Origin of the sequence: Tsukamurella sp. 1534 (genome assembly GCF_000312385.1) — a bacterium.
Classification (GTDB): domain Bacteria; phylum Actinomycetota; class Actinomycetes; order Mycobacteriales; family Mycobacteriaceae; genus Tsukamurella.
In genome coordinates, this window is the sequence record NZ_HE997627.1 from 294111 (window position 1) to 318134 (window position 24024).

Consider the following 24024-nt stretch of genomic DNA (forward strand, 5'->3'; position numbering starts at 1 on the left):
TTGAGTATACAAGTGGTTGGACCACGTGCGGGACCTCCGAGTGAACGCCGGATGAACACGGGCTCTACGTGTGTGTACACCGGACCAACTTGTATAGACAGACTTGCTCGAGCCCTTGCCAGCGGTCCGAGCCGGGGCCACGCTGTGAGCCATGGACATCCCTGAGGGCGCCGCGACCGAGGTACTCGTCGTCGGCGCCGGCATCGTCGGCCTCGCGCACGCGGCGGAGGCCCTGCGACGCGGGCACCGCGTCACCGTCATCGAGCGGGACCGGCGCGCCGTGGGCGCGTCGATCCGCAACTTCGGCCACGCCTGCGTGACCGGGCAGTCCGGCGACCTGGCCGAGCTGGCCCTCGTGGCCCGCGAACGATGGCTCGACCTGGACGCGGCCGCGGGCCTCGGTGCCCGCCCGACGGGCGGCCTCGCCGTCGCCCGGCACGCCACCGAGATGGCCGTACTCGAAGAACTGGCCGGCCTCCGGCCGGATGACGTCGAACTGCGGCCGGCGGACCGGGTGCGGGCGGACCTGCCCGGTGGCGGGAGCGACGACGTGGTCGGTGGCGCGGCTCTGCTCGCCGACCTCCGGGTGGATCCCCGGATCACCGTCGGGCGCCTCGCGGCGTGGCTGCACGACCAGCACGGAGCCGACGTGCGGTTCGGCACCGCCTACCTCGGATTCGACGGGACGCACGCGCACACCAGCCGCGGGCGGATCGCCGCCGACCACGTGATCGTGTGCGTCGGGCACGACCTCGACCACCTGTACCCGGCCGTCGCGGACGAGCACGAGGTGCGGCGGTGTTCCCTGCAGATGGCGCGCGCCGCCGATCCGGGCCGCGAGGTCGTGCCCGCCGTGCTCACCGCCACGTCGCTGCTGCGGTACCCGGCGTTCGCCGAGACCCGCGCCGCGGCGGCGCTGCGCGCCCGGATGGAGACCGAGCGTCCGGATCTGCTCGGCATCGACGCGAACGTCATGTTCACCCAACGCCCCGACGGCACGCTGCTCATCGGCGATTCGCACCACACCGAACCCACGGTCGACCCCTTCCTCGACGAGGCGACCACCGACCTGCTCAGCGCCGAGGCGGCCCGCGTCATGGGGTTGCCCGCGCTCACCCTCGTCGAGCGGTGGCAGGGCGTCTACGCCTCCAGCCCGCACCGCCCGTACCTCGTCGCCGAACCGGAGGACCGCGTGAGCGTCCGCATCGTCACCTCCGGCGTCGGAATGACCATCGCGCACGGCCTCGCCCGGCGCCACTTCCCGCACTGACCCGTCCGCCATCCGTCCCGACTCACCATCCGCGCTCTCCCCGAATACGAAGGGCTACTCCCCCATGCGCCTCTCCCGAACCCTCACCGCCGTCCTCGCCGCGGCCTCCGTGTTCGCCGTCTCCGCCTGCGGCGGCACCGGCGGCGGCTCCGGTGCCCCCGACACAGTGACCGTCTACAGCGCCGACGGCCTCGGCGACTGGTACAAGGCCGAATTCGCCGACTTCACCGCGCACACCGGCATCAAGGTCTCCCTCGTCGAGGCCGGCTCGGGCGAGGTGGTCTCGCGCGCCCAGAAGGAGAAGGCGAATCCGCAGGTCGACGTGCTGGTCACCCTGCCGCCGTTCATCCAGCAGGCGCAGCAGCAGGGCTCCCTGGCGCAGTCGGGCCTCGACCTCGGCGCGGTGCCGCCCGAGCTGAAATCCGCCGACGGCAGCTACGTGGCCGTGGTCAACAACTACTTCGCCATGATCCGCAACACGGCCGCCCAGCCGAAGCCCACCGCCTGGAACGACTTCACCGGCCCCGGGTTCAAGCAGAAGGTCCAGTACTCCACGCCCGGCAAGGCCGGCGACGGGACCGCGCTGCTGCTGCTCCTGCAGCACGTCATGGGCAAGGAGGCCGCCCTGAAGTACTTGACGGACCTGCAGGCCAACAACGTCGGCCCCTCCACGTCCACGGGCAAGCTCGGCCCGAAGACCTCGAAGGGCGAACTGACCGTGGCCAATTCGGACGTGCAGATGGCACTCGCCGCGATCGCCGCCGACAAGGTGGCGTACGAGGTGTTCTACCCGGAGTGGAACGGCAAGCGCACCACGCTGCCGCTGCCGTACTACATGGGCCTCGCCGACAAGGCCCCGCAGGCCGCCAACGGCAAGAAGCTGATGGAGCACCTGCTGTCGAAGGAGGTGCAGCAGAACATCCCCGCGAAGGCGTGGGGTTCGCCCGTGCGCACCGACGTCACCGCGTCCGGCCCCGAGGCGGACGCGTTCCGGAAGGCGCTCGACGGCGTGGAGCTCTGGTACCCGAATTGGGACGACGTGCTCCGCGACCTGGACGGCGACATCAAGGACTACGAGAAGGCGACGGGCCAGTGAGCCGCGCGGAGCGGGGCGCGGAGCGGATCGTGAACGCACCCAAGGGACTCGACGACGACGCAGTGGACCGCACCGTCCGCCGCCGGGTCGCCGTCGGCCTGGACGCCGTCGCGGTCCGCTACGGCGACACGGTCGCCCTGCGGGACTGCACCTTCGAGGTGGCCCGCGGCGAGACGGTAGCGCTGCTCGGCCCGTCCGGCTCGGGGAAGTCGACCGCGCTCAAGGCGATCGCGGGCTTCGAGCAGGTGTCCTCGGGCACAGTCACGATCGACGGACGCGATGTGACGCGCCTGTCCCCGGCCGAGCGCGGCATCGGCATCGTGGTGCAGAGCTACGCGCTGTTCCCGCACATGTCCGTGCGCGGCAACGTCGCGTTCGGCCTGAAATCCCGGCGGGCGGAACGCTCCTCGATCCGCCCGCGTGTCGACGAGGTGCTGCGCATGGTGGGCATGGAGGAGTACGCGGATCGGCTGCCCAAGCAACTGTCGGGTGGTCAGCAGCAGCGGGTCGCCATCGCCCGCGCGCTGGCGACCCGCCCCGACGTGGTGCTGCTCGACGAGCCGCTGTCCGCACTGGACGCGGGCATGCGCAAGGACATGCTCGGCGAGCTCCAGCGGCTGCGCTCCGAGCTGCCCGATGTGGCGATGGTCTACGTGACTCACGACCAGAGCGAGGCGCTGGCCCTCGCCGACCGCATCGCGATCATGCGGGACGCGCGGCTCGAATCCCTCGGCCGCGCGGAGGATCTCTTCCACCGCCCGCCCACCGAGTTCACGGCGACGTTCCTCGGCGGCGCGGACGTGCTGGAGATGACGGACGTCCACCCCGACGGCGCGGGCCTCCGCGGTTCGTACGGCGACACCGCGCTCCGCACCGCCCGATCCGCGCCCGGCGGGGACGGCCGCGTCGGCTTCGCGGTCCGCCCCTGGGCGTGGCGGTTCGTGCGTACCGCACCGTCGAACGGGGTGGAGGTGACCGTCGAGCAGGAACAGTGGCGCGGCGCCGTCCGGCACGTGACGGCGAGGGTGCTCGCCACGGGGCAGAAACTCGGGGTGGACGTACCGGTCCTCGTCGACGCGCCGCTCAAGGCCGAACGGCTGTGGGTGGAGGCGGATCCCGCCGACGTGATGGTGGTCCCGCTGTGACCGCCACCGCCGCGCCCGCCGTCGGCCGCCCGGCCGTGCCCCGCTGGGTGTGGGTGCTGCCCCCGGTCGCGTTCATCCTGGTCGCCGTCGGATACCCCCTGGTGGGCATCGTGTCCCGGACGTTCACCGACAAGGCCGAGCGCCCGGCGGGCCTGGCGACGTGGGAGTCCACGCTCACCGACGACGCCGTGCTCTCGGCGCTCGGCACCACCGTGCAGGTGGCGGCGCTGTCGACGGCGGGTTGTCTCGTCGCGGGCACGTTCCTCGCGTTGGTGTTGGCGTTCGTCCCGTTCCCGGGCTCGGGTGGCGTGGTCCGCCTGATCGAGGCCGTCGTCTCCTTCCCCAGCTTCCTCATCCCGCTCGCGCTCGGCGTGCTGCTCGGCCCGGTGGGGGTGGCGAACGCCGTCCTCGGGCCACTGGGGATGTCCACGGGCTCGTTCACGTCCAGCCTGTGGGGAGTCGTGCTCGCGGAGATCGCGTTCTACACGCCGTTCGTGGTGCGCCCCGTGCTCGCATCGTTGCGCCAGTTCCCCGCGGATCAGGTCAACGTCGCGTCGTCCCTCGGGGCGGGCCCGCTGCGGATCGTCGGCCGCGTCATCCTCCCGTCCGCCCTGCCCGCGCTCGCGGCGGCGGGCTCGCTGACGTTCCTGTTGACGCTCAACGAGTTCGGCATCGTCCTGTTCACCGGCGCCAAGGACGTCATCACGCTGCCGATGCTCATCTACACCCGTTCCATCGTGGGGCAGGACTTCGCCTCGGCCGCGGTCCTCGCCACGGTGCAGCTCGTCATCTCGGTGGGCGTGTACGTGCTGTACCGCCTGCTCGTCCGGAAGGGAGCACGCTGATGTTGGTGCGAAACCCCGTCGCCCGCACGGCCGTCTGGCTGCTGTTCGCGGTCGTGTTGCTGGGCCTGGTGGTGACGCCGATCCTGGTCACCGTGATCACCGCGTTCAGCGCCGGGTGGACGTCGGTGCTGCCGTCCGCGCTCACCACCGACCACGTCGCGGCGACGTTCACGGCGGACAACGCCGCCAGCATCGGGGTCTCGGTGCAGACGGCGATCCTCGCGTCCGCACTCGCCGTGGCCGCCGGCACGTGGGCCGCGCTCGCGGTGCCGGGACTTCCGCCGCGGCTGCGCGGCGCGGCGGACGCGTTCTTCCACCTCCCGGTGGCGGTGCCGTCCGTCGTGGTGGGCCTCGGTGTGCTGGTGGCGTTCTCGGCTCCGCCGCTCATCCTCAGCGGCACACCGTCGATCGTGATCCTGGTGCAGGCGATCCTGGTGTTCGCCTTCGCCTACTCGATGGTGTCCGCGGCGGCGTCGCAGCTGGATCCGATGCTGGACAAGGTGGGCGGCTCACTCGGCGCGTCGCCGCTGCGGCTGCTGCTCACCGTGCGGCTCCCGCTGCTGCTGCCGGCCATCGCCGCGGCGGCGGGCCTGTCGGTGGCGCTGTGCATGGGTGAGCTGGGCGCCACGATCATGGTCTACCCCGCGTCCTGGCGCACGCTGCCGGTCACGGTGTTCACGCAGTCCGATCGCGGCGACATCTTCGGCGCCGCGGCGAACACACTGCTGTTGGTGCTCGTCACGGTGGTCATCCTCGGGTTGCTCTCGTTCCTCCGGCGGCGCGACCGCTAGCGACGGCGAGCAGCGTGGAGACCACCTCGCGCGGTGCGGCGTCCTTGCGCCGCACCGCGCGCAGGCGCCGGTGCAGATCGATTCCGGTGGTGGCGATCTCCACCAGCCGCCCCTCGCGCAGCTCCGCCGCCACCGCCAGCTCGCTGAGCACCGCGGCGTGCGCGCCGGCGGCCACCATCACCTTCACGGCGGCGTTGGTCCCGAGCGCCACGCAGTCGGCGGCGGGGCGCTGCCCGGCCGCCGCCAGGGCGGATTCGAAGGCGTCGCGGGTGCCGGCGCCCGGTTCCCGCGTCACGAGTTCGAGTTCGGTCAGCTCGGCCGCGGTGACCGGCCGGCCATCCCGCCGACGGGTCAGCGGGTGCCCCGGCGCCACGACGAGCACCATGCGGTCGGTGCGGACCGTGCGGGACGCGAGGTCGTCGGGCACCCGGGGCCCCTCGACGAAGCCGACGTCCGCCACGTGGCCGCGTACCTCGGCGATGACGGCCGCCGTGTTCCCGACGGTGAGGTGCACGGGCTCGTCGGTGTGCTCGCGCAGGCGCGCGAGCCACGCGGGCATGAGGTACTCGGCGATGGTCTGGCTGCACGCGATCCGCACAGTGTGATCGGCCCGGAGCGCTTCCGCGCCCGTCTCGAGCGCCGCCATCGCGGCGACGACGCTGCGCGCCCACTCGATGACCGCCGCGCCCTCGGGGGTCAACTCGGCGCCGCGAGTGCGCCGGTCGAGCAGTTCGAGACGGAGTTGCCGTTCGAGGTGGCGCAGGCGCGAGCTCGCGCTGGGCTGCGAGATCTCGCAGGCCCTGGCCGCGGCCGAGATGGACCCCAGGTCCGCGACGGCGACCAGCAGGCGCAGCGATTCCACCGACGGCGTCTCCATAGAGTCAGTCTATGGGTAGATAGCGATGCTGTGGCTACCGCGGTCACGCCGGGCGCGCGATCGTGGTGGACATGAGCACAGCCACCGTCGGAGCCCCCGTCTCGCACCGGTCGCGCGTCCCTCGGCTGCGGCGCGCCCTTCCGGGTGCCGCGCTGGCGCTGGCGGTGGCCGCGGTGGCGACACTCGCGGGCCGGGCGCTCCCCGTGCTCGGCGCCCCGGTGGCGGCGGTGCTCCTGGGAGCGGTGCTCGCGACGGCGCTTCGGCCGGCGCGGCGGTGGCCCGGGACGTCGTCCGGATTCGCGCTCACCGGCGGTGTGGCGCTGCAGGTCGCGGTCGTGCTGCTCGGCGCGCAGCTGTCCCTGGGGCAGGCGTGGGCCGTCGGGAAGTCGTCGGTGCCGGTCATGGTCGGGACGATCGCGGTGTGCCTCGTCGCGGCCGCGGTGCTGGGCCGCGTGCTCGGGATCGAGCCGACGCTCCGGACGTTGCTCGGCGTGGGCACGGCGATCTGCGGGGCGTCCGCGATCGCGGCGGTGACCCCCGTGCTCCGGCCGAAGCCCGCCACCGTGGCCTACGCGCTGTCCACGGTGTTCGTGTTCAACGTCGCGGCGGTGCTCACCTTCCCGTGGCTCGGGCACGTCCTCGGCATGGGGCAGCACGCGTTCGGGGTGTTCGCCGGGACCGCGGTGAACGACACCTCCTCGGTGGTCGCCGCGGCGGTCACGTTCGGCCCGGAGGCGGCGCGGACCGCCGTCGTGGTGAAGCTGACCAGGGCGCTCATGATCGTGCCGGTGGTGCTGATCCTAGCCGCCGTCGTCGCGCGGCGGCGGGCGGGCGCGGAGGGGGCGGCCCGGCCGAGCGCCCTCCGCTTGATCCCGTGGTTCCTGGTGGGGTTCGTGGCGCTGGCCGGCGTCAACTCCCTCGCGCCGCTGCCCGACGGTGCGCGGTCCGCCCTCGCGGTGACCTCCACGCTGCTCATCACCTGGGCCCTCGCCGCGATCGGACTGTCCACGGACCTGGGGGCCCTGCGCCGCACGGGCTGGACGCCCCTGCTGTTCGGCGGGCTGCTCTGGGTGGCGGTCACCGGGTCGAGCCTGGCGATCCAGGCGCTGACCACAGGCCTGGGTTGAGCAAGCCCAAACCCTTGCGGAACCGTAAGGCAAGGCTATAGCCTTGCCTGATGATCGTACTCACCGCCGACCAGCAGGGAAGCCGCTCGGACACGGACCGGGTGGACGACGCCCGCGCGGCGCTCGCCTCCTTCGGATGGACCCGGCCGCCGGACCGTACCGCCGGCGACGAGCTGCAGGCCGTGACGACGAATCCGGAGGCCGCGGTCGACGGTGCGCTCGCCCTCCTCGCCGACGGGCACTGGAGCGTCGGACTCGGGGTCGGCACCGTCGAGGAGCCGCTGCCCGCCGAGACCCGCGCGGGGCGCGGCAGGGCGTTCGAGGCGGCGCGGGAGGCCGTCGAGGCCGCGAAGAACGCCGCCGTCCCCGTCCGGGTACGGGGTTCCGACGCCGCGGGCGCGGGACGCGCCGAGGCGATCCTGTCGGTGCTCGGCCTTATCGTGGGCCGCAGGTCGAAGGAGGGAACGGAGGTGGCCGCATTGCTCAGGTCGGGTCAGACCATCACGGAAGCCGCGAAGGTGCTCGGCGTCTCGCGGCAGGCGGCGTCGCAGCGCGCGTCCGCGGCCGGCTGGGCGGTGGAGCCGGCGGGCCGCGCGCTGGCCGTCGAGCTGCTCGCCGCCGTGGACGGGGCGTCGTCGTGACCGCTGTGGCGACGTTGCTGCTCGTGGCTGCGGGGCTCGCCGGGGCTCTCGTCGCGCGCCGCGGCTCCTCCGGGCGGGCGGGCGTCGCGATGGCGGCGGTGCCCGTCGTCCTCGTCTGCGCGGCCGCGGCCGTTGCCCTCGCTGCTCCCGCGGCACAGGGCTTCGGGCTCGCGGCGGTGCGCGTGGCGGCCGTGACCGCCGCGATGGCGGGCGGCAGCGTCCTGGTCACGGCGGCGTTCCGGCTCGCCGGGGCGGACGCGGTGCCCGCCCCGACCGAGGACGGCGAGGACCCGTCGCCCCTGCGCGGCGGTCTCGCGATCGGCGTGCTCGAGCGCGCGGCGATCGCCGTGTGCATCCTCGCCAATTTCTCGGCCGGCCTCGCGGTGATCGTGGCGGCGAAGGGCCTGGCGCGCTATCCCGAGCTGCGCAACCCCGCCGCGGCGGAGCAGTTCATCATCGGCACGTTCGTGTCCGTGCTGTGGGCCTGCGCGTGCGCGGGTGTGGCCGTCGCGATCGGCCGCTGACTCAGGACTGCGGCGGGTGAGCCCGCTGCTGCGGCGGGAACCCCGGCTGCTGCACCTCGTAGGGCGAGCGCTGTTCCGGCGTCACGGGCAACTGCGCGGTGGCGTCGGCGGACTCGGAGGTGAGGTCGACGGCGCTCTCCGGTGCGGGCTCCGGGACGGCCCTGGTGCGCAGCGGGGCGTCCGGTGCCACGTCCTCGGTGACGACGACCGGCGCGACCGGCTCGGGCGTGTCGAACCAGCCCTCGGTGTCGAGGTCCGGCCCCGCCGGCACATCGCCCTCGTCGGTCGGCTCGAACCGGAACACGCCGTCGCCGCCCTGGGTGCCCAGGTTGCGCATGAATCCCTGCAGCGCCGCGTTGAAATCGCTGGGCACCACCCACACCTTGTTCGCGTCGCCCTGCGCCATCTCGGGCAGCGTCTGCAGGTACTGGTAGGCCAGCAGCTCCGGCGTCGGACGGCCGGATTTGATCGCCGAGAAGGTGGTCTCGATGGCCTTCGCCTCGCCCTGCGCCTCGAGGTACGACGCGGCGCGGCGGCCCTCGGCGCGCAGGATCTCGGACTGCCGGTCGGCCTCGGCCGCGAGGATCGCGGCCTGCCGCTCGCCCTCGGCGAGCAGGATCCGGCTGGCCTTGTCGCCCTCGGCGGATTTGATGGCGGCCTCGCGATGCCCCTCGGCGGACAGGATGGTGGCGCGCTTCTCGCGGTCCGCCTTCATCTGCTTCTCCATCGACTCCTGGATCGACGGGGGCGGGAAGATCGACTTCAGCTCGACACGCGCCACCCGCAGGCCCCACCGGGAGGTCGCCTCGTCGAGCACGCCGCGCAGCTGGCCGTTGATGATCTCGCGGGAGGTGAGCGTCTCCTCGAGGGTCATGCCGCCCACCACGTTCCGCAGCGTGGTGGTGGTGATCTGCTCGACGCCCACCACGTAGTTGTTGATCTCGTAGACCGCGGCCTCGGGGCGGGTCACCTGGAAGTAGACGACGGTGTCGATGTTCACCGTCAGGTTGTCCTGGGTGATCACCGGCTGGGGCGGGAACGAGACCACCTGCTCGCGGAGGTCCACCCTCGCCCGCACCTTGTCGATGAACGGGATCAGCACGGCCAGCTGCCCGGACACCGTGCGCGTGTAGCGGCCGAGCCGCTCGATCACCGCGGCCTGTGCCTGCGGCACCAGCACCAACGACTTCACCAGCACGACCACGGCCGCGAGGATGAGGACCAGTAGCACTACCAGTCCGACTCCGATTCCGTCCATCACAGTTTCCCTTCGCTCAGCTGTCCACGACGACCGCGACCGCGCCGTCGATCTCGACGATGGTGACCTCGGCGCCCACGGGGATCGGCGCACCGTCGTACGGCGTCCGCGCGGACCACTCCTCACCCCCGACCAGAACGCGGCCGCCCGAACCGGAGACGGCCTGCAGCACCGTGACCGTGCTGCCCGGGAGGCTCTCCAGGTAGGAGGGCGCGTCGCCGCGCCGCTTCTCCACGTACCGCCGCAGCGGCGGGCGCGCGAGCACCAGCAGCAGGACGGAGGAGACGGCGAACACGAGGCCCTGTCCCCAGGTGGGGAGCCCGAAGATCCCCGTTGCCCCGGCCGTGATGAGCGCCCCGCCGCCCAGCATGAGCAGGGTGAACTCGCCGGCCGCGACCTCCGCCACGGCCAGCACCACCGCCCCGATGAGCCACAGCGCCGCTGTCATACCTCGATCCTGCCAGAAACGGACATCCCCGACGAGCCCCGCGTCGCGCGTCGCTAGCCTGGACGGATGACGCACACCCAGGGGCGCAGCTCGTACGTCACCACTCGCGACGGACGGCGGCTGCACGCGGCGGTTCTCGACGGTCCGCCGGACGCCCCGGTCGTGGTCTTCGAGGCCGGTGCCGGCGGGAGCCGGTCCACGTGGGGCGCAGTACAACCCGCGGTGGGCGCCTTCGCGACCGCCGTGGCGTACGACAGGTCCGGGCTCGGCCGGAGCGAGCCCGACCCCGCGGACCGCACGTTCGTGCGCATGGCGGACGACCTCGACGATCTCCTCGACGGACTGACGACGGGCGACGACATGCGTTTCGTGCTGGTGGGCCACAGCCTGGGCGGTGTGATCGCCCGGCTCGCGGCATCCCGGCGGCCGCACCGCATCGCCGGGTTGGTGCTGGTGGACCCGTCGGAGGAGGGCGCCGACGACATGTTCCGCGGAAACACCGCGCGGCGCGTGGCGATCTCCACCGCGCTGATGCGGGCGCTCGCGCGGACGGGAATCCTCCGCCTGCTGGGCGCCCTCCTGTTCCGGTCCGCACCCGCCGACGTCAAGGCCGACCTCGCCCGCGAGGCCACCACCCCGCGCGCCGTCGAGACCATGGAGCAGGAGCTGAAGACCTTCTACCCCGAGCTCGAATCGTGGCGGGGCGCCGCGCCGGAGCTCGGCCGGGTCCCCGTCACCGTGATCTCGGGAGTGAAGGGCGGCGGCATGGGGAAGGCGGTCCGCGGGCGGGTCAATGAGGCCCACGCGCGGCGGGCCGCGGCGTCGCCGGCCGGCCGGCACGTGCTCGCGGAGAACTCCGGCCACCAGGTGCCGATCACCGATCCCGGGCTCGTCGTCGACGAGGTCCGCCGGCTCGTGGCGGGTTCCCCGGAGGGGGCGAGTTAGGTTAGCCTTGCAAGCATGACGAGCGGGACGCACACCCAGGGGCGGAGCCTGTACGTGACCACCCGGGACGGCCGCGGCCTGCACGCCGCGAGGCTCGACGGTCCGCCCGGGTCGCCGATCGTGGTCTTCGAGGCCGGCGCGGCCGCCAGCAGGTCGACGTGGGCCGCGGTGCAGCCGGGCGTCGCGGAGTTCGCCACCGCGGTGGCCTACGACCGATCCGGACTGGGGCGCAGCGCACCGGATCCCGTGGGGCGCACGCTGGACCGGATGGCGGACGATCTCAACGACCTGCTCGACGGCCTGGCCGACGACGCCCGGTTCGTTCTCGTCGGGCACAGCGCGGGCGGGCCCATCGTGCGCCTGGCGGCGGCGCGTCGCCCGCACCGGATCGCAGGCCTGGTGCTCGTGGACGCCACCGACGAGGCCGCGGACGCGCTGTTCGGGCGCGCCTTCAAGGCCATGGAGATCGCGTCGATCGCCATCATGGGGGCACTGGCCCGAGTGGGCCTCCTCGGGCGCCTGTTCGCCGGGCAGTTCGCCGACGCGCCCGCGGACGTCCGCGAGGACGCGGCACGGGAGGCCTTCACCCCCGGCGTGATCCGCACCCAGGCGCGGCAGGCGCGGACCTTCCTCTCCGAACTGCGGGCGTGGCGCGGGGATCCGCCCGCCCTGGGCGAGATCGCCGTGACGGCGATCTCGGGCGCGCGGGCCGCCGACGGGATGACTCCGGCACTGCGGGCGGCGGCCAACGCCGCGCACGCCGAGCGCGCGGCGGCTTCGCCCGCCGGGCGCCACGTGCTCGCTGAGAACTCCGGCCACTACGTGCCGATGACCGACCCGGAGTTGATCGTCGACGAGATCCGCCGGATCGCGGCCGGGCCGGCCATCGGTGGTGAGGGGTGAGTCAGAGCGGGAACGGCGGAGCGCCGACGCCCACCAGGCGGTAGGTGCCCCACACGGTCTTATCGGTCACCTTCGCCGGCACGTCCTCGCCGCCCGCGACGGAGACGGTCACGCTGCCGCGCGGCATCTTCTTGAGCGCGGCGCCGACCTCGAGATCGTCGACGGTGCCGTACCAGTGGTAGTTCCCGTCGAGGGGCTCGAGGTGACCGGACAGGCGAACCGGCGAGACGGCCTCGTAGTCACCGGACCGCAGCACCGCCGCCCCCGCGTACACTCCCTCGTCGCGGATGTGGTCGTTCGACAGGTCGACGGCGTCCCGGTCCGGCTTCGCGGGGCGTTTGCGGCCCCTGGCGATCCACCGCGCGGTCACCGGCGGGCGGGAGAGGAGCCGCGTGGCCGCCTCGGTGTACATCCACCCCGTCCATGCCTCGAGTGTCTTCAGTTGCAGCGCACGGGGCTTCGGCTCCTCGCTGAGCAGCACCAGGTTCGGCACCCCGTCGATCAGCATGCCGAGGTAGGCGCGCTCCGCGTCCGCCGGGCCGACGAGTTCCGGTGGCACCACCCGCGGGTCGAGGGCGGGTACGTCGACGGTGGCGGTCGCGCCGGCGAGCACGACCAGGTCGTAGTCGGTCTCCCCCGCCGCCGTGGTGAGCGTCCAGGCATCGCGGTCGGGCCGGAACCGGAGGCCGGTGATGTCCGCGGGCGCGACGACGGCGCCGTCGATCCCGGAGACGCGATCGCCGACGACGGCCACCCGCAGGTGCTCCGTCACGGGAGGAACCCCGCGCGGGTCCAGGACCAGCGGGCGAATCGGCCCATGAGGCCGACGGATTCGAGGAACCGCCCGAGGTCGCGGAAGCCGTCCTGCTTGGCCTTCTTGTGGTGCGGGTTGGCCACGGCGGCCCGGTACGCCTGCTTGGCGTCGAGGCCGACGCGGGCGTACATACGCGGGTTCGCGAACAGCATCCGGAAGCCGAAGGCCGCGCCGGCGTGCAGGTTCCCGACGAGCAGCGTCTGCAGCCGGCTGCGATCGGCCTCGCCGCGGCGCGCCCCGTCGCGGGCGTAGCCGATGTGCCGGGCCTCCTCCGTGACGTGGATCTGCATGAGCCGCGCGACGATCGGCTGCAGCTCCGGATCGTCCTTGATCTGCCGCTGCTGGGCGTCGAAGATCTCCTCGCCCACGAGCGCGGCGATCCACACGGCCTGCCCGCGGATCACCGGCGCGAGGACGTATTTCACGACGCCGAGCTGCCATCCGCGCAGCCGGAACGGGCGTTCGCCGACGCGGTCGATGACCTTGCCGAACATCACCATGTGGCGGCACTCGTCGCCCATCTCGGTGAGCGAGTAGAAGGCGTCGCGCGACGTGGGGTCCTTGGACAGGAGGTCGCGCAGCAGCAGGCGGTTGAGCAGATTCTCGAACCAGATGCCCATCGACAGCAGATTCACCATCTCCTGCTTGGAGAGCTCGATCTGCTGCTCGCGGGTCATGCCGTTCCAGATGTCGGTGCCGTACAGGGTGCACATGTGCGGCGGCAGGAAGTACTTGTCCGGCTCGATCGGAGCGTCCCAGTCGATGTCCACGACGGGGGCGTACGAGCGCTTCACGGATCCGCCGAGCAGCCGTTCGGCGACGTCATCCCGGGTGCGTTCGGGCAGGGTCGTATCGGTCATGTGGCGAACGTAACACCGCTACCAGACAGTGTCCAGTATTCTGTCTATCGCCGCAGGTTGCTGGCCTGTCAGCGCACGAACTGCGCCCGTGCCGGCAGGACGAACATCTCCGCGTACCGCCGGCCCGCCTCCAGGTTCGCCGCGGTCGGCCCGCGGTGATCCGGTGGATCCTCGAGCCCCTCCACCGGCGGTAGCGGGGTGAGCAGCAGAGAATGCAGCTGACGTACGAAGAAGTCCGCGAAGGCGTCCACGTCGGCGTCCTCGCGGAATTCGCCGATCCGGATCTCCTTCACGACGAAGTTCCGGCCCTGCTGGATCTGCCGCGACTCCCCGTGGATGTACGGGAGCAGCATCGCCGGACTGACCGCGAGGACCCTCTGCAGCGCCCGGTGCTCGCGCAGGTACGCGTACGCGAAGCCGAAGCCCCTGACCAGCCGTTCGTCGTTGTCGGCGATGCCCTCGGCGTAGTCGTGGATGCGGGCGTAGAACTTGTCGAGCTCGCTGGAGACGACCGCTTCGATCAGCGCTTCCTTGCCGGTGAAGTGCTGGTAGAGCGTCGCGCGGGCGAGCCGCGCCCGCTTGGCCAGGGCCCCCATCGAGATCCGCGTCAGCCCCGCCTCGTCGACCCAGTCCAGCGCCGCGTGCAGGATCTGCGCGCGGGTATCCGGTTTCGCCGGTGTCTTCGAGGCCACCTACGAATCCTAGCGACCCCGGGTGGGCGGGACGCTCAGTCGTCCGGTTCGGTGACGAAATCCACGAGCCGCTCGACCGCGCCGATCAGCGACGAGTCGAGATCGCGGAACGAGGTGACGGCGCCCTGGACCCGGCGCCAGCCGTCCTGCGGCGTGCCCCACCCGAGCCGCGCGCAGGTCCCCGTCTTCCAGTCCTCGCCGCGCGGCACGTCGGGCCAGGCCGCGATGCCGACGGACGCGGGTTTGACGGCCGCCCAGATGTCGATGAAGGGGTGGCCGGTGACCATGACGTACTTCCCCAGCGCCTGGGTCATCCGCGACTCCTTCGAGCCCTCCACGAGGTGGTCGGCGAGCACGCCCACCTTGCGGCCGGGCCCGGGCCGGAACTCGGCGAGCCGGGCTCCCAGGTGGTCGAGGCCCTCGAGCTGTTCCACGACCACGCCCTCGACGCGCAGGTCGTGCCCCCAGACGCGTTCCACGAGCGCGGCGTCGTGGATGCCCTCCACCCAGATCCGGCTCGGCAGGGCGACGCGCGCCTTCACGCCGTCGACGCGGGTCGAGCCCGACGCGCTGCGAGCGGGGCCCGACGGTGCGGTCGCCTTCGGGCGGACGAGCGTGACGGGCGCGCCGTCGATGAGGAAGGCCGCCTTACGCATCGCGAAGAGGCGCACCGTGCCGCGGGCGTCCTCGAGCTTCACGAACAGGCCGTCGTAGCTCTTGTCGAATCCGACGACGGCGCCGCAGAACCCGGTCGCCGCGTCCTCGGCGACGAGGCCCGGGTCGGCCGGCACCTCGGGCACGGTGCGGGCCCGCTTGCTCGCGTGCCCGGCGTAGATGTCTCCATAGCTGTTCGCCACGGCGATCCACGGTAGCCGAGGAACGCCCCGGATCCGTGGACCTACGGCGCCGGGTCGACGTACTGGGTGAACCCGTACCGCTCGTGCGGGCCGATGGCGCCGAACTCGAACAGCCCCTCGCCCTCGACCCGGGCGCCGTCCGCCCCGGTCACCGTGAACCGCGCGAGGTATTCGACGGGCACCAGCATGGTGAGGTTCACGTCCAGCTCGGACACACGGAAGCGGCGTCCCTGCACCGCGAGGTCGCCCTGCCACATGCCGTGCCGCCAATCCTGATCCAGCCCGTACCCGGTGCCGAACCCGAAGTGGTTGGCGGCCAGGATCTCCACGTCGACGGTGGTGCGCGCACCGTCGGCCCCGGTGAACGTGAGCCGGGCCGAGGACGCCTGCCGGGTGCCCGGGACGAACGTGATGTCGTGGGCCACGTGCCCCAGCCACCGGGGTTCGGTGCCGTCGTGCGGGATCCACGTGGCGTCCTCGACGATCGGGCGCCCGCGGACGTCCTCCTGGAGCACCACGCAGATGCCGGCCTCGGGCAGTGTCATCACCGAGTAGATCCAGAAGAAGTTGCCCGCCTCGGCGACCCGGCGTCCGGGCGGCTCCGCCTCGCCGACCGGACGCACGCCCCACGACCGGTCTCGGTTGCCGCGCCAGGTGGCGGCGTCGTACGTGCGGCCGTCCACCGTGAGGCTCCCGGCCCACGTGCCCACCTGGACGAAGCGCTGGGTGTCGAAGGTGACGCGCTCGATCTGGCGGTGGAAGTGCCGGGGCTCGAGGTGCGCCGGACCGGTGCCGGTGAACGTGAGATCGAAGGCCAGGTCGTACTCCTCGCCGGGTTCGAGCACCACACGCAGCCGCCGCAGCCCTTCGAGCACCTCGATCCGCAGCGGCCCCACCCGCAGGTCGGCCCGATCCGCGCCGAGCGCCTTGGAGGCGCGGAACACGATCTGATCGTCGCCGTGCCGCACCACGGCGAAGCAGTCGGCGACGCCCAGGTTGGGGTACACCCCGAGCCCGAGGACGAGGAACGGATCGTCGCCGGTTCCGTTGTGCGCGTTGAAGTAGTAGCGGTCGTAGAAGTTCCGGTCCGACGTGGCGGGGTGCCGGATCACCTCGGCCACCTGGTGGATCGGGTAGTCGTCGAAGCTGGAGAGCGTCATCGCACGGCCTCCCAGTAGGTCCCGTCGAGCATCTTCTCGATCGAGGCGCGGTGCAGGATCATGTCGTCGGGGTTCTCCGGCTCCGCGGAGGCGCCGAAATCGACGGCGCGGGTCTGGATCCGGTACATGATCACGCCGTGCACGACGGCCGCGTACGCGGTGTAGAACTCCATGTCCCGCGGCGTGCGGCCGGTCGCCCGCGCGTACCGGCGCTCGACGTCGGCGCGGCGCAGGAAATCGGGGAGGCCCGGCTGTCCGGCCGTTTCGGCGAGGTCCTGGAAGAAGCGGTGCAGGTACACGAACCAGCCCAGGTCGAGCTCGGCCGGCCCGACGGTGGCCATCTCCCAGTCGAGCACGGCCACGGGCGCCGCCCCGTGGTAGATGAGGTTGCCGATCCGGGCATCGCCCCAGCTGAGCAGCTGATCGTCGTGCGCGGGGAGGTGCTGCTGCGCCCAGCCCAGTGCCCGGTCCAGGATCGGCGCTCGGCGGTGCCCGGTCGCGGCCCAGTCGTAGAACGCGCGCAGCCGGCGCAGGTGCGCGGCGAGCGCGGTCTCCCCCGGTTCGGGGCGCGGCACCGGCAGGTCGTCGGGGACGGGGACCGCGTGGATCGCGGCGATCGCGTCCACGGAGGCGTCGGCGAGCGCCCGGCGGTCGGCGTCGGTGGCGTCGGGCCGCCACGCGCCGAACGTGTAGGGCATGAGGTCGGGCGGTACGTCGCCGTCCACGCGGTCCATCACGAGGAACGGCGCGCCGAGGACGCCCGCATCCTGTTCCACCCACAGACAGGCCGGCGCGGGGACTCCGTGCGCGGCGGCGTGCCGCATCACGGCGAACTGCGCGGGCAGGTCGTAGCTCGGGAACACGGGATCGGATTCGGGCCGCGGGGCCACGCGGATCACGAGCCGGCGCGGCTCCCCGTCGATCCGGGCCTCGGCGAGCAGGGTCTCGCTCGACATGCCGTTGCCCTCGGGGTGCTGCAGGTCGGTCAGCCGCGCCCCCGGCGCGCGCGCGGCGAGCCAGTCCTGCAGCTGGGCGCGGACCTCGTCGGGGCCCAGCTGCGACGACGCGGGGCGGGCCTGTTCGGCGAAGTCGTGCGAGTCGGTCATGGCGCTCAGGCTAGATCGCCACGGTCCCACCTAGAACCTGTTTCAGAAATGTCGTGGGCGGGGCCGCGTATCCTGGTCGGGTCATGACCGAAGTCGCAACATTGGCGCGCCGCGCCACCGCCGGGCCCGCGCAGGGCTTCGCCGTGTGGTCCGCCGCGTGGCTCGCGGGATCCGCCGGCACGGACGAACTGCTCGCCGCCCTCGGCGAGTGGGCGCCCGTGCAATCCGTGGTCGACGGCGACCTGCCCGATCTCCTCGCCGAACTGCGCGCGCTCGAACCGCACACCGTCCGGTTGCTGTTGCCCGCCCCGGGCGACGCCCGCGGGCTGCCCGCGGGGACGGACCTCGAGGAGGCCGCGATGGCCCGCGGCGAGGTCGTCGTGTTCGACGGGGCCGTGCGATCCATCGCCCTGGTGCCGACGCCCGAGGCGGGCGACGTGATGCGGTGGCAGGCATTCTGGCACGAGCCGGCGTTGGTGGATCCGGACCCGGCGCCGCTGGGCGCGGCCGAGCACGAACTCCGGGACGCGGTGAAGCAGGCACCGTCGGCGCTGGCCAGCCTGCCGCCCGCGCCGGACGCGGCCGCCGACCCGCGCTCCACCGTGATGGAACTGACCCGCCACCTGGGCTCGCACCGGCTGCCGCGCACCGCGTCCGAGCGCGCGCACCGCGTGCTCGACAGCGCGGGGATGGTGGAGGCGATCCTGTTGGTGGCGGGCACCGAGAACCCGTACGCGGGCCTCACCCTGGCCTCGGCGCAGGGCGGGGACGCCGCGTACCGCGACCTGTGGCGCACCGTCCGCGCCGCCCGCGTGGCCGCGGTCAACGCGGTGTGCCGCGAGGAACTGCGCGCGTTCTGAAACCGGCGCGCAACGGCATCAGGATGGAAATGCTGCGCCGCGACCGCGTTCGGCGCCGGTTTCAGGAGCGAACGGGACGGCGGACCGCGGGACAGCAGCCCTCGACACAGGCGGCCCCGTCCGTGCTGACGCCGAGCCCGGCCGACGTCCCGGCGAACGCGTCGTCCACCAGGTCCGCGACCATCTGCGCGAACCGCGGGTCACGGCCGCAGGTGGCGGCGCGGGCGAAGGGCATGCCCAGCTCCCCCGCGAGGTCCCGGGCCTCGGTGTCCAGATCCCAGATCACCTCGAGGTGATCGGACACGAAACCGACGGGTACCACGGCGACGCCGGGCACCCGCTGCTCCCAGAGCGACCGGATGTGGTCGCACACATCGGGTTCGAGCCACGGCACCTGCGGCGGTCCCGACCTGGACTGCCACACCACGTCGAAGTCGACCCCGAGCCGGGCGGCCACGTTCGCCGCCGCGTCGCGCACCTGGCGCGAGTACAGGTTCGCCGTTCCCGGGGGGCCGGCGGCGTCGTCGGCGGCGGTGGGGATCGAGTGCGCCGTGAAGACGAGTCGCGATCCCGCGGGCACCGTCGCCAGTGCGGCCTGCGCCGCGTCGGCGAAGCACTCCAGGAACAGCTCGTGATCGGAGAACTGCGGCAGCTTGGTGAGCCGCGGCGCGCCCTCGACGGCCGCGCGGCCGCGGGCGATGTCCTCGTCGTACTGCCGGCAACCGGAGTAGCCGCCCCACGCCGACGTGGCGAACACGAGGGCGTTCCGGACGCCGTCGTCGGCCATCCGCTGCACCGTGTCCTCGATCATCGGGTGCCAGTTGCGGTTCCCGAAATAGACCGGCAGCGCGCGGCCGCGGCGCGCGAACTCGTCCTCGACGGCGCCGATCAGCTCCCGGTTCTGGGCGTTGATCGGCGAGACGCCGCCGAAGCGCAGGTAGTGCTGTTCGACGGCGTCGAGCCGCTCCGGCGGTACGCCCCGACCCCGGGTGACGTTCTCGAGGAACGGCCGCACGTGATCGGGGTGCTCGGGCCCTCCGAACGAGAGCACGAGAAGCGCGTCGTAGATCACGACTGCGCGTTGATCATTTCCTCCGGGAACCAGGTGTTGTGGCTGGCGCCGCCGTCCACGTAGACGATCGAGCCGGTGGTGCCGGGCAGCCAGTCGGACAGCAGCGCGCACACGCTCTTGCCCACGACCTCCGGGTCGTCGACGTTCCAGCCGATCGGCGAGGCGCCGTCCCAGTAGGTGTTGAGCATGTTGAGCTTCTTCGCGTCGTCCGTCGCGGTGCCCGAGATGGCCTTGGCGGCCAGCGTCTTGATCGGGCCGGCGGCCACGAGGTTCGACCGGATCTTCTTGGCGTAGCCGACCTCGCGCGCGACGTAGCGGTTCACCGACTCCAGCGCCGCCTTCTGCACGCCCATCCAGTTGTAGTCGGGCAGCGCGGTGCGGGGGTCGAAGTCCATGCCCACGATGGAGCCGCCCTCGTTCATGACGGGCAGCACGGCGCGGGCCAGCGAGGCGTAGCTCCACGCGGAGATCTCGAAGGACTTCGCCACGTCGGGGCCCGGGCCCTCGAGGAACGGCAGCGCGTCGGGGCCCATCAGGGTGCGGGGCGCGAACGCGATCGAGTGCAGCACACCGTCGACGCCCTCGGGGGCGACCTCGCGGATCTTGTCGGCGAGGACGCCGAGGTACTCCTCGTCGGTCACGTCGAGCGGGATCGCCGGCGGCACCTCCTGCGGGAGGCGCTTGGCGATGCGGTCGATGAGCCGCAGCCGCTCGGGGATGCCGGTGATGATCACCTTGGCGCCCTGCTCCTGGGCCACCTTCGCCGCGGAGAACGCGATGGAGGCGTCGGTGATGATGCCGGTGATGAGGATGGTCTTGCCTTCGAGCAGTCCGGTCACGGACGTGCCTCCTTCGGGTGTTTCGGTGCGGCTGAGGGTGATTCGACGGTGTCGGGCGGCCTAGTGGCCCATGCCCAGGCCGCCGTCGACGTTGATGACGTTGCCGGTGACGTACGAGGAGTCGTCCGACGCGAGGAACGACACCACCGCGGCGACGTCCTCGGGCTTGCCCATGCGCTTGGCGGGGATGGCCTGCTTCACGGCCGTCTCGACGTACTCCTTGGGGAGCTCGGCCGTCATGTCGGTGTCGATGAGGCCCGGCGCGATCACGTTGGCGGTGATGTTGCGGGCGCCCACCTCGCGGGTCACCGAGCGGGCGAGGCCGATGACGCCGGCCTTGGAGGACGCGTAGTTGGCCTGGCCGGGCGTGCCCATGAGGCCCACCACGGAGCCGAGGTAGATGAACCGGCCCCAGCGCTTCTTGAGCATGTCGCGGGTGGCCGCCTTGGTGACGCGGAAGGCACCGGTGAGGTTCGCGTTGATGACCTTCTCGAAGCTCTCCACGCTCATGCGCATGAGCAGCGTGTCCTCGGTGACGCCGGCGTTGGCGACGACGACCTCGACGGGACCCTGGTGCTCGGCGACGGTCGTGAACGCGGCCTCGACCGAGTCGTTGTCGGTCACGTCGCACTGCACGCCGAACAGACCCTCGGGGGCGCCGGAGCCGCGGTGGGTGACGGCCACCTTGTGGCCGTCGGCGGCCAGGCGCTGCGCGATCGCGAGGCCGATGCCACGGTTGCCGCCCGTGACGAGAACGGAGCGGGGTACGAATTCTGCGTTCGACATGGCAGCCAACTTATCAGGGCAGGCGCCGGTTCAACCCGATCGCCGCCCCCGCGCCCACGACGATGAGCAGCGTGCCCCACAGCACCCAGACGCGCGAGTTGTCGCCCTTCTGCATCTCCCAACCGATCTCGTCGCGCAGCTCGCCGTACGCCTCGTTGAGGTCGTTGAGCGAGGAGGCGGCGAAGAACTTGCCGCCCGAGAGTTCGGCGATCTGCCGGAGCGACGCGTCGTCGACCGGGACCGGGATGTTCTGCCCGCTGATGTCGACGGTGCCGGTCTCCGTACCGAACGAGATGGTGGAGATGGGGATCCCCTCCTCCTTCGCCTTGCGCGCCGCGGTGAATCCGCCGCGGGGATCGTCGAGGCTCGTGGGCACCGTCTGCTTGCCGTCGGACTCCAGGATGATCCGCGCCGGCGGCGCGTTGTCCTTGCCGCCCAGCACGTCCCGGATGTTCTTGATCGACTGGATACCCGCGTAGATGCCCTCGCCGGTCGCCGTGCGCTGCGCCAGCTCCAGGTGCTCGATCGCGTTCGTCGCGAGGGACCGGTCCGGAGTCGGGGACACCAGTAGCTGCGCGGTGCCGGCGTACGACACGATGCCCAGGTTCATGCCCTGCGGCAGCTCCGTCACGAACTTCTTCGCGGCCTCCTTCGCGGCGGTCAGCCGATCGGGTTCGACGTCGGTCGCCTGCATCGACAGGGACGTGTCGATCACGAGCACGACGGTGGCGCGGCTGCGCGGCACCTTGCGCATGGCCTGCGGGCCGGACAGCGCGACCATGAGCAGTACCAGGCCTATGCACATGAGCGCGATCGGCACGTGCCGCCACCGGTTGCGGCCGGGCGGCGCGACCGAGTCCAGCACCGACATGTTCGCGAACTTGAGGGTCCGCTTGCGCCGCTTGCGCTCGGTGTAGACGTAGGCCGCCACGAGGCCGAGGACGACGAGGACGCCGAGCAGCCAGACCGGCGTCGCGAGCGAGGTCAGTCCGCCCATCTAGGAAGCACCAGCCAATCCACGTCGACGTGCGGCGGTGAACCGCACGATGTCGGCGAGCCAGTCGCGGTCGGTGCGCAGCTGCAGGATCGGCGCACCGACGCCGCGGAGGGTGCGGGCCACCTGCTGCCGGTGCTCCTCGGCCGCGTCCGCGAAGCGCGCCTGCAGCTCGGGGGTCACGGTGAGCTCGCGGACGGCGCCGGTCTCCGCGTCGCGCAGCGCGATCTCGCCGATATCCGGCAGCTCCAGGTCCCGCGGGTCCAGCACCTCGACGGCGAGGATCTCGTGGCGCCCGCCGAGGCCGCGGAGCTCGCGGACGTAGTCGACGTCGCCGAGGAAGTCGCTGATCACGACGACGAGCCCGCGGGGTTGTTCGGGCCGCCGGAGCAGGTCGAGGGCCTCGCGCAGGTCGCCCCGGGTGCCCTCGGGGGCGCGGGGCGCGGTGGCGATCGTCCGCAGGACGAGCTGCTTCTGGGCGCGTCCGGCGCGCGGGGGCACGCGCAGGATGGTCTCGCCGTTGGTGACCAGGCAGCCGATCCGGTTCGCGGCGCCGGAGACCAGGTGGGCCACGGCGGCGGACGCCGCGATCGCGAGGTCGCGCTTCGTACCGCCGACGGAGCCGAAGTCCATCGACGCGGAGAGGTCGACCACGACCCACGTCTGCAGTTCCCGGTCGGCGATCATCTGCCGCACGTGCGGGTGCGTGGTGCGCGCGGTGACGGACCAATCCATGAGCCGGACGTCGTCGCCGGGGTTGTACGGCCGCGACTCGCCCGGTTCGGAGCCGGGTCCGGGCAGCAGCCCCTGGTGGTCGCCCTTGAGCACACCGTCGAGCCGGCGGCGCACGAGCAGCTCGAGCGTCTTGAGCGACGCCTGCATGCGGGCCTCGTCGACCTCGCCGCCGGCGAAGCTCGGGAGCGGGGTTGCGGGCATCCTCAGCCCTGCTGCGGGCGCTGCGCGTGCGAGAGCTGCTGCACCGGCGGGGCCTGCGGGGGCACCGGCGGCTGCGGCTGCTGCGGGGCCTGCGGCGGGCCGGCCTGCTGCTGCGGCACGGACTGGCCCACCACCTGCGGCAGCGCGATCGTCTGCAGCACCCGGTTGATCGCCTGGTCCGGCGTCACCTCGTCGGCGAGCGCGTCGTAGGACATCACGAGCCGGTGCCGCAGCACGTCGGGGATGATCTCGACGACGTCCTGCGGGACCACGTAGTCGCGGCCGCGGAGCAGAGCCAGGGCCCGCGCCGCGGCGACGATGCCGAGGGTCGCCCGGGGCGAGGCTCCGTAGGTGATCCAGGAGGCCACGTCGTCGAGCCCGAACTCACGCGGCGTGCGGGTGGCCGCGATGACGCGGACCACGTAGTCGACCAGCGCGTGGTGCACGAAGACCTCGCTCGCGGCGCGCTGCAGGCGCTGCACGGTGGCGGGGTCGAGGACCTGCGACGCCGTGGGCGGGGTCGTGCCCATGCGGTACACGATCTCCCGCTCCTCCTCCACGGAGGGATAGCCGACGACGACCTTGAACAGGAAGCGGTCGCGCTGCGCCTCGGGCAGCGGGTAGACGCCCTCGTTCTCGATCGGGTTCTGGGTAGCGAGCACGAGGAACGGGTCGGGCATCGGGTACGTCTGGCCGCCGATGGAGACCTTGCGCTCCGCCATCACCTCGAGCAGCGCCGACTGCACCTTGGCGGGCGCGCGGTTGATCTCGTCCGCCAGCAGGAAGTTCGCGGAGACCGGGCCGATCTCGGTGTCGAACTGCTCTTTGCCCTGCCGGTAGATGCGGGTGCCGACGAGGTCGGAGGGCACCAGGTCGGGGGTGAACTGGATGCGCGAGAAGGAGCCCCCGACCACTGTCGCGAAGGTCTCCACGGCGAGCGTCTTCGCGACGCCCGGTACGCCCTCCAGCAGCACGTGGCCCTTGGCGAGCATGCCGACCAGGATCCGCTCGACGAGCTGGTCCTGGCCCACGATCACGCGCTTGACCTCGTACACGGCCCGTTCGAGCAGCTTGACCTCGTCGCTCGTGGCGGTGTCCAACCCGTGGGTGTGCGTCACGTGGGTCCCCTTCGTCTCTCGTCCCCCGGCCCGTCCGGACCACTGCTTTCAGTCCGCGCG

26 protein-coding genes are annotated in these 24024 nt (G+C 72.3%); 11 read left to right on the forward strand and 15 right to left on the reverse strand.

What is annotated here, in order from left to right; translation table 11 throughout:
• The first annotated feature begins 151 nt into the window (after positions 1-151).
• The 5 genes from BN39_RS13780 to BN39_RS13800 all read left to right on the forward strand — a co-directional run bounded on the left by BN39_RS13780 (position 152) and on the right by BN39_RS13800 (position 5147).
• Positions 152-1270 (forward strand): TIGR03364 family FAD-dependent oxidoreductase, encoded by a 1119-nt coding sequence (locus tag BN39_RS13780; protein WP_019203002.1) that lies wholly within the window; start codon positions 152-154, stop codon positions 1268-1270.
• A 64-nt stretch (positions 1271-1334) separates the two neighbouring features.
• Positions 1335-2366 carry a 2-aminoethylphosphonate ABC transporter substrate-binding protein gene (locus BN39_RS13785; RefSeq protein WP_019203003.1) on the forward strand — a complete coding sequence of 344 codons (1032 nt, stop codon included), beginning with the start codon at positions 1335-1337 and terminating at the stop codon, positions 2364-2366.
• A 29-nt stretch (positions 2367-2395) separates the two neighbouring features.
• Positions 2396-3511 (forward strand): ABC transporter ATP-binding protein, encoded by a 1116-nt coding sequence (locus BN39_RS13790; RefSeq protein WP_237741697.1) that lies wholly within the window; start codon positions 2396-2398, stop codon positions 3509-3511.
• Positions 3508-4356: a 2-aminoethylphosphonate ABC transporter permease subunit gene (locus tag BN39_RS13795; RefSeq protein ID WP_019203005.1), complete on the forward strand. Its 849-nt coding sequence runs from the start codon at positions 3508-3510 to the stop codon at positions 4354-4356. Before BN39_RS13790 ends, BN39_RS13795 begins: the two co-directional genes overlap by 4 nt.
• Positions 4356-5147, forward strand: a complete 792-nt coding sequence (locus BN39_RS13800) for an ABC transporter permease subunit (RefSeq protein WP_019203006.1) — start codon at positions 4356-4358, stop codon at positions 5145-5147. Before BN39_RS13795 ends, BN39_RS13800 begins: the two co-directional genes overlap by 1 nt.
• Here BN39_RS13800 and BN39_RS13805 read toward each other — a convergent pair.
• Positions 5104-6024, reverse strand: coding sequence for a LysR family transcriptional regulator (locus BN39_RS13805; RefSeq protein ID WP_019203007.1), 921 nt, complete (start codon positions 6022-6024; stop codon positions 5104-5106). The two genes, BN39_RS13800 and BN39_RS13805, sit on opposite strands and share 44 nt — an antisense overlap.
• A gap of 71 nt (positions 6025-6095) precedes the next feature.
• Here BN39_RS13805 and BN39_RS13810 point away from each other — a divergent pair, with 71 nt between their 5' ends.
• From BN39_RS13810 to BN39_RS13820, 3 genes are read left to right on the forward strand one after another with little or no spacing between them, the layout of a single operon-like run.
• Positions 6096-7151: a YeiH family protein gene (locus BN39_RS13810; RefSeq protein ID WP_019203008.1), complete on the forward strand. Its 1056-nt coding sequence runs from the start codon at positions 6096-6098 to the stop codon at positions 7149-7151.
• Positions 7152-7201: 50 nt separating this feature from the next.
• Positions 7202-7792: a hypothetical protein gene (locus BN39_RS13815; RefSeq protein WP_019203009.1), complete on the forward strand. Its 591-nt coding sequence runs from the start codon at positions 7202-7204 to the stop codon at positions 7790-7792.
• Positions 7789-8316 carry a hypothetical protein gene (locus BN39_RS13820; RefSeq protein ID WP_019203010.1) on the forward strand — a complete coding sequence of 176 codons (528 nt, stop codon included), beginning with the start codon at positions 7789-7791 and terminating at the stop codon, positions 8314-8316. Before BN39_RS13815 ends, BN39_RS13820 begins: the two co-directional genes overlap by 4 nt.
• 1 nt (position 8317) lies before the next feature.
• On the opposite strand, the gene BN39_RS13825 is transcribed toward BN39_RS13820, so the two are convergent.
• Together BN39_RS13825 and BN39_RS13830 are read right to left on the reverse strand one after the other, a co-directional pair.
• On the reverse strand, positions 8318-9574 hold the full coding sequence (locus BN39_RS13825; protein WP_019203011.1) for an SPFH domain-containing protein: 1257 nt from the start codon (positions 9572-9574) through the stop codon (positions 8318-8320).
• Between the two features lie 16 nt (positions 9575-9590).
• Complete coding sequence (locus BN39_RS13830) at positions 9591-10022, reverse strand: NfeD family protein (protein WP_019203012.1); 432 nt, start codon at positions 10020-10022, stop codon at positions 9591-9593.
• 66 nt (positions 10023-10088) lie between these two features.
• On the opposite strand from BN39_RS13830, the gene BN39_RS13835 reads away from it, so the two are divergent.
• Positions 10089-10967, forward strand: a complete 879-nt coding sequence (locus BN39_RS13835) for an alpha/beta fold hydrolase (protein ID WP_019203013.1) — start codon at positions 10089-10091, stop codon at positions 10965-10967.
• 15 nt (positions 10968-10982) lie between these two features.
• On the forward strand, positions 10983-11870 hold the full coding sequence (locus BN39_RS13840) for an alpha/beta fold hydrolase (RefSeq protein WP_019203014.1): 888 nt from the start codon (positions 10983-10985) through the stop codon (positions 11868-11870).
• Position 11871: 1 nt separating this feature from the next.
• On the opposite strand, the gene BN39_RS22300 is transcribed toward BN39_RS13840, so the two are convergent.
• The 6 genes from BN39_RS22300 to BN39_RS13870 form a co-directional block, all read right to left on the reverse strand.
• The gene (locus BN39_RS22300; protein WP_019203015.1) at positions 11872-12642 is read right to left on the reverse strand and encodes a DUF4873 domain-containing protein; all 771 of its coding nucleotides are present in this window, start codon (positions 12640-12642) and stop codon (positions 11872-11874) included.
• A complete protein-coding gene (locus BN39_RS13850) occupies positions 12639-13544 on the reverse strand; it encodes a diiron oxygenase (RefSeq protein WP_019203016.1) in 906 nt (301 codons plus the stop codon). Before BN39_RS13850 ends, BN39_RS22300 begins: the two co-directional genes overlap by 4 nt.
• Positions 13545-13612: 68 nt before the next feature.
• Positions 13613-14236 carry a TetR/AcrR family transcriptional regulator gene (locus BN39_RS13855; protein ID WP_019203017.1) on the reverse strand — a complete coding sequence of 208 codons (624 nt, stop codon included), beginning with the start codon at positions 14234-14236 and terminating at the stop codon, positions 13613-13615.
• Positions 14237-14271: 35 nt separating this feature from the next.
• The gene (locus BN39_RS13860) at positions 14272-15093 is read right to left on the reverse strand and encodes a DUF3097 family protein (RefSeq protein WP_019203018.1); all 822 of its coding nucleotides are present in this window, start codon (positions 15091-15093) and stop codon (positions 14272-14274) included.
• Between the two features lie 41 nt (positions 15094-15134).
• On the reverse strand, positions 15135-16253 hold the full coding sequence (locus BN39_RS13865; RefSeq protein ID WP_019203019.1) for a hypothetical protein: 1119 nt from the start codon (positions 16251-16253) through the stop codon (positions 15135-15137).
• Positions 16250-17359: a phosphotransferase family protein gene (locus BN39_RS13870; RefSeq protein ID WP_019203020.1), complete on the reverse strand. Its 1110-nt coding sequence runs from the start codon at positions 17357-17359 to the stop codon at positions 16250-16252. Before BN39_RS13870 ends, BN39_RS13865 begins: the two co-directional genes overlap by 4 nt.
• 83 nt (positions 17360-17442) lie before the next feature.
• Between BN39_RS13870 and BN39_RS13875 the strand changes: the two genes are divergently transcribed.
• Entirely contained in the window at positions 17443-18219 is a 777-nt protein-coding gene (locus BN39_RS13875; protein WP_148281497.1) for a hypothetical protein, read from the forward strand.
• Positions 18220-18280: 61 nt separating this feature from the next.
• Here the strand turns inward: BN39_RS13875 and BN39_RS13880 are convergent, their stop codons facing one another.
• Genes BN39_RS13880 through BN39_RS13905 form a run of 6 tightly spaced genes read right to left on the reverse strand, consistent with a single transcriptional unit; the run spans position 18281 to position 23964 of the window.
• Entirely contained in the window at positions 18281-19291 is a 1011-nt protein-coding gene (locus BN39_RS13880) for a ferrochelatase (protein ID WP_019203022.1), read from the reverse strand.
• Positions 19288-20130 carry an NADH-dependent enoyl-ACP reductase InhA gene (gene inhA, locus BN39_RS13885; protein ID WP_019203023.1) on the reverse strand — a complete coding sequence of 281 codons (843 nt, stop codon included), beginning with the start codon at positions 20128-20130 and terminating at the stop codon, positions 19288-19290. Before inhA ends, BN39_RS13880 begins: the two co-directional genes overlap by 4 nt.
• A gap of 60 nt (positions 20131-20190) precedes the next feature.
• Positions 20191-20916, reverse strand: a complete 726-nt coding sequence (gene fabG1 / locus BN39_RS13890; protein WP_019203024.1) for a 3-oxoacyl-ACP reductase FabG1 — start codon at positions 20914-20916, stop codon at positions 20191-20193.
• 13 nt (positions 20917-20929) lie between these two features.
• The gene (locus tag BN39_RS13895) at positions 20930-21913 is read right to left on the reverse strand and encodes a VWA domain-containing protein (RefSeq protein ID WP_019203025.1); all 984 of its coding nucleotides are present in this window, start codon (positions 21911-21913) and stop codon (positions 20930-20932) included.
• Positions 21914-22846, reverse strand: coding sequence for a DUF58 domain-containing protein (locus BN39_RS13900; RefSeq protein ID WP_019203026.1), 933 nt, complete (start codon positions 22844-22846; stop codon positions 21914-21916).
• 2 nt (positions 22847-22848) lie between these two features.
• Complete coding sequence (locus BN39_RS13905; RefSeq protein ID WP_019203027.1) at positions 22849-23964, reverse strand: MoxR family ATPase; 1116 nt, start codon at positions 23962-23964, stop codon at positions 22849-22851.
• Between the last annotated feature and the right edge of the window lie 60 nt (positions 23965-24024).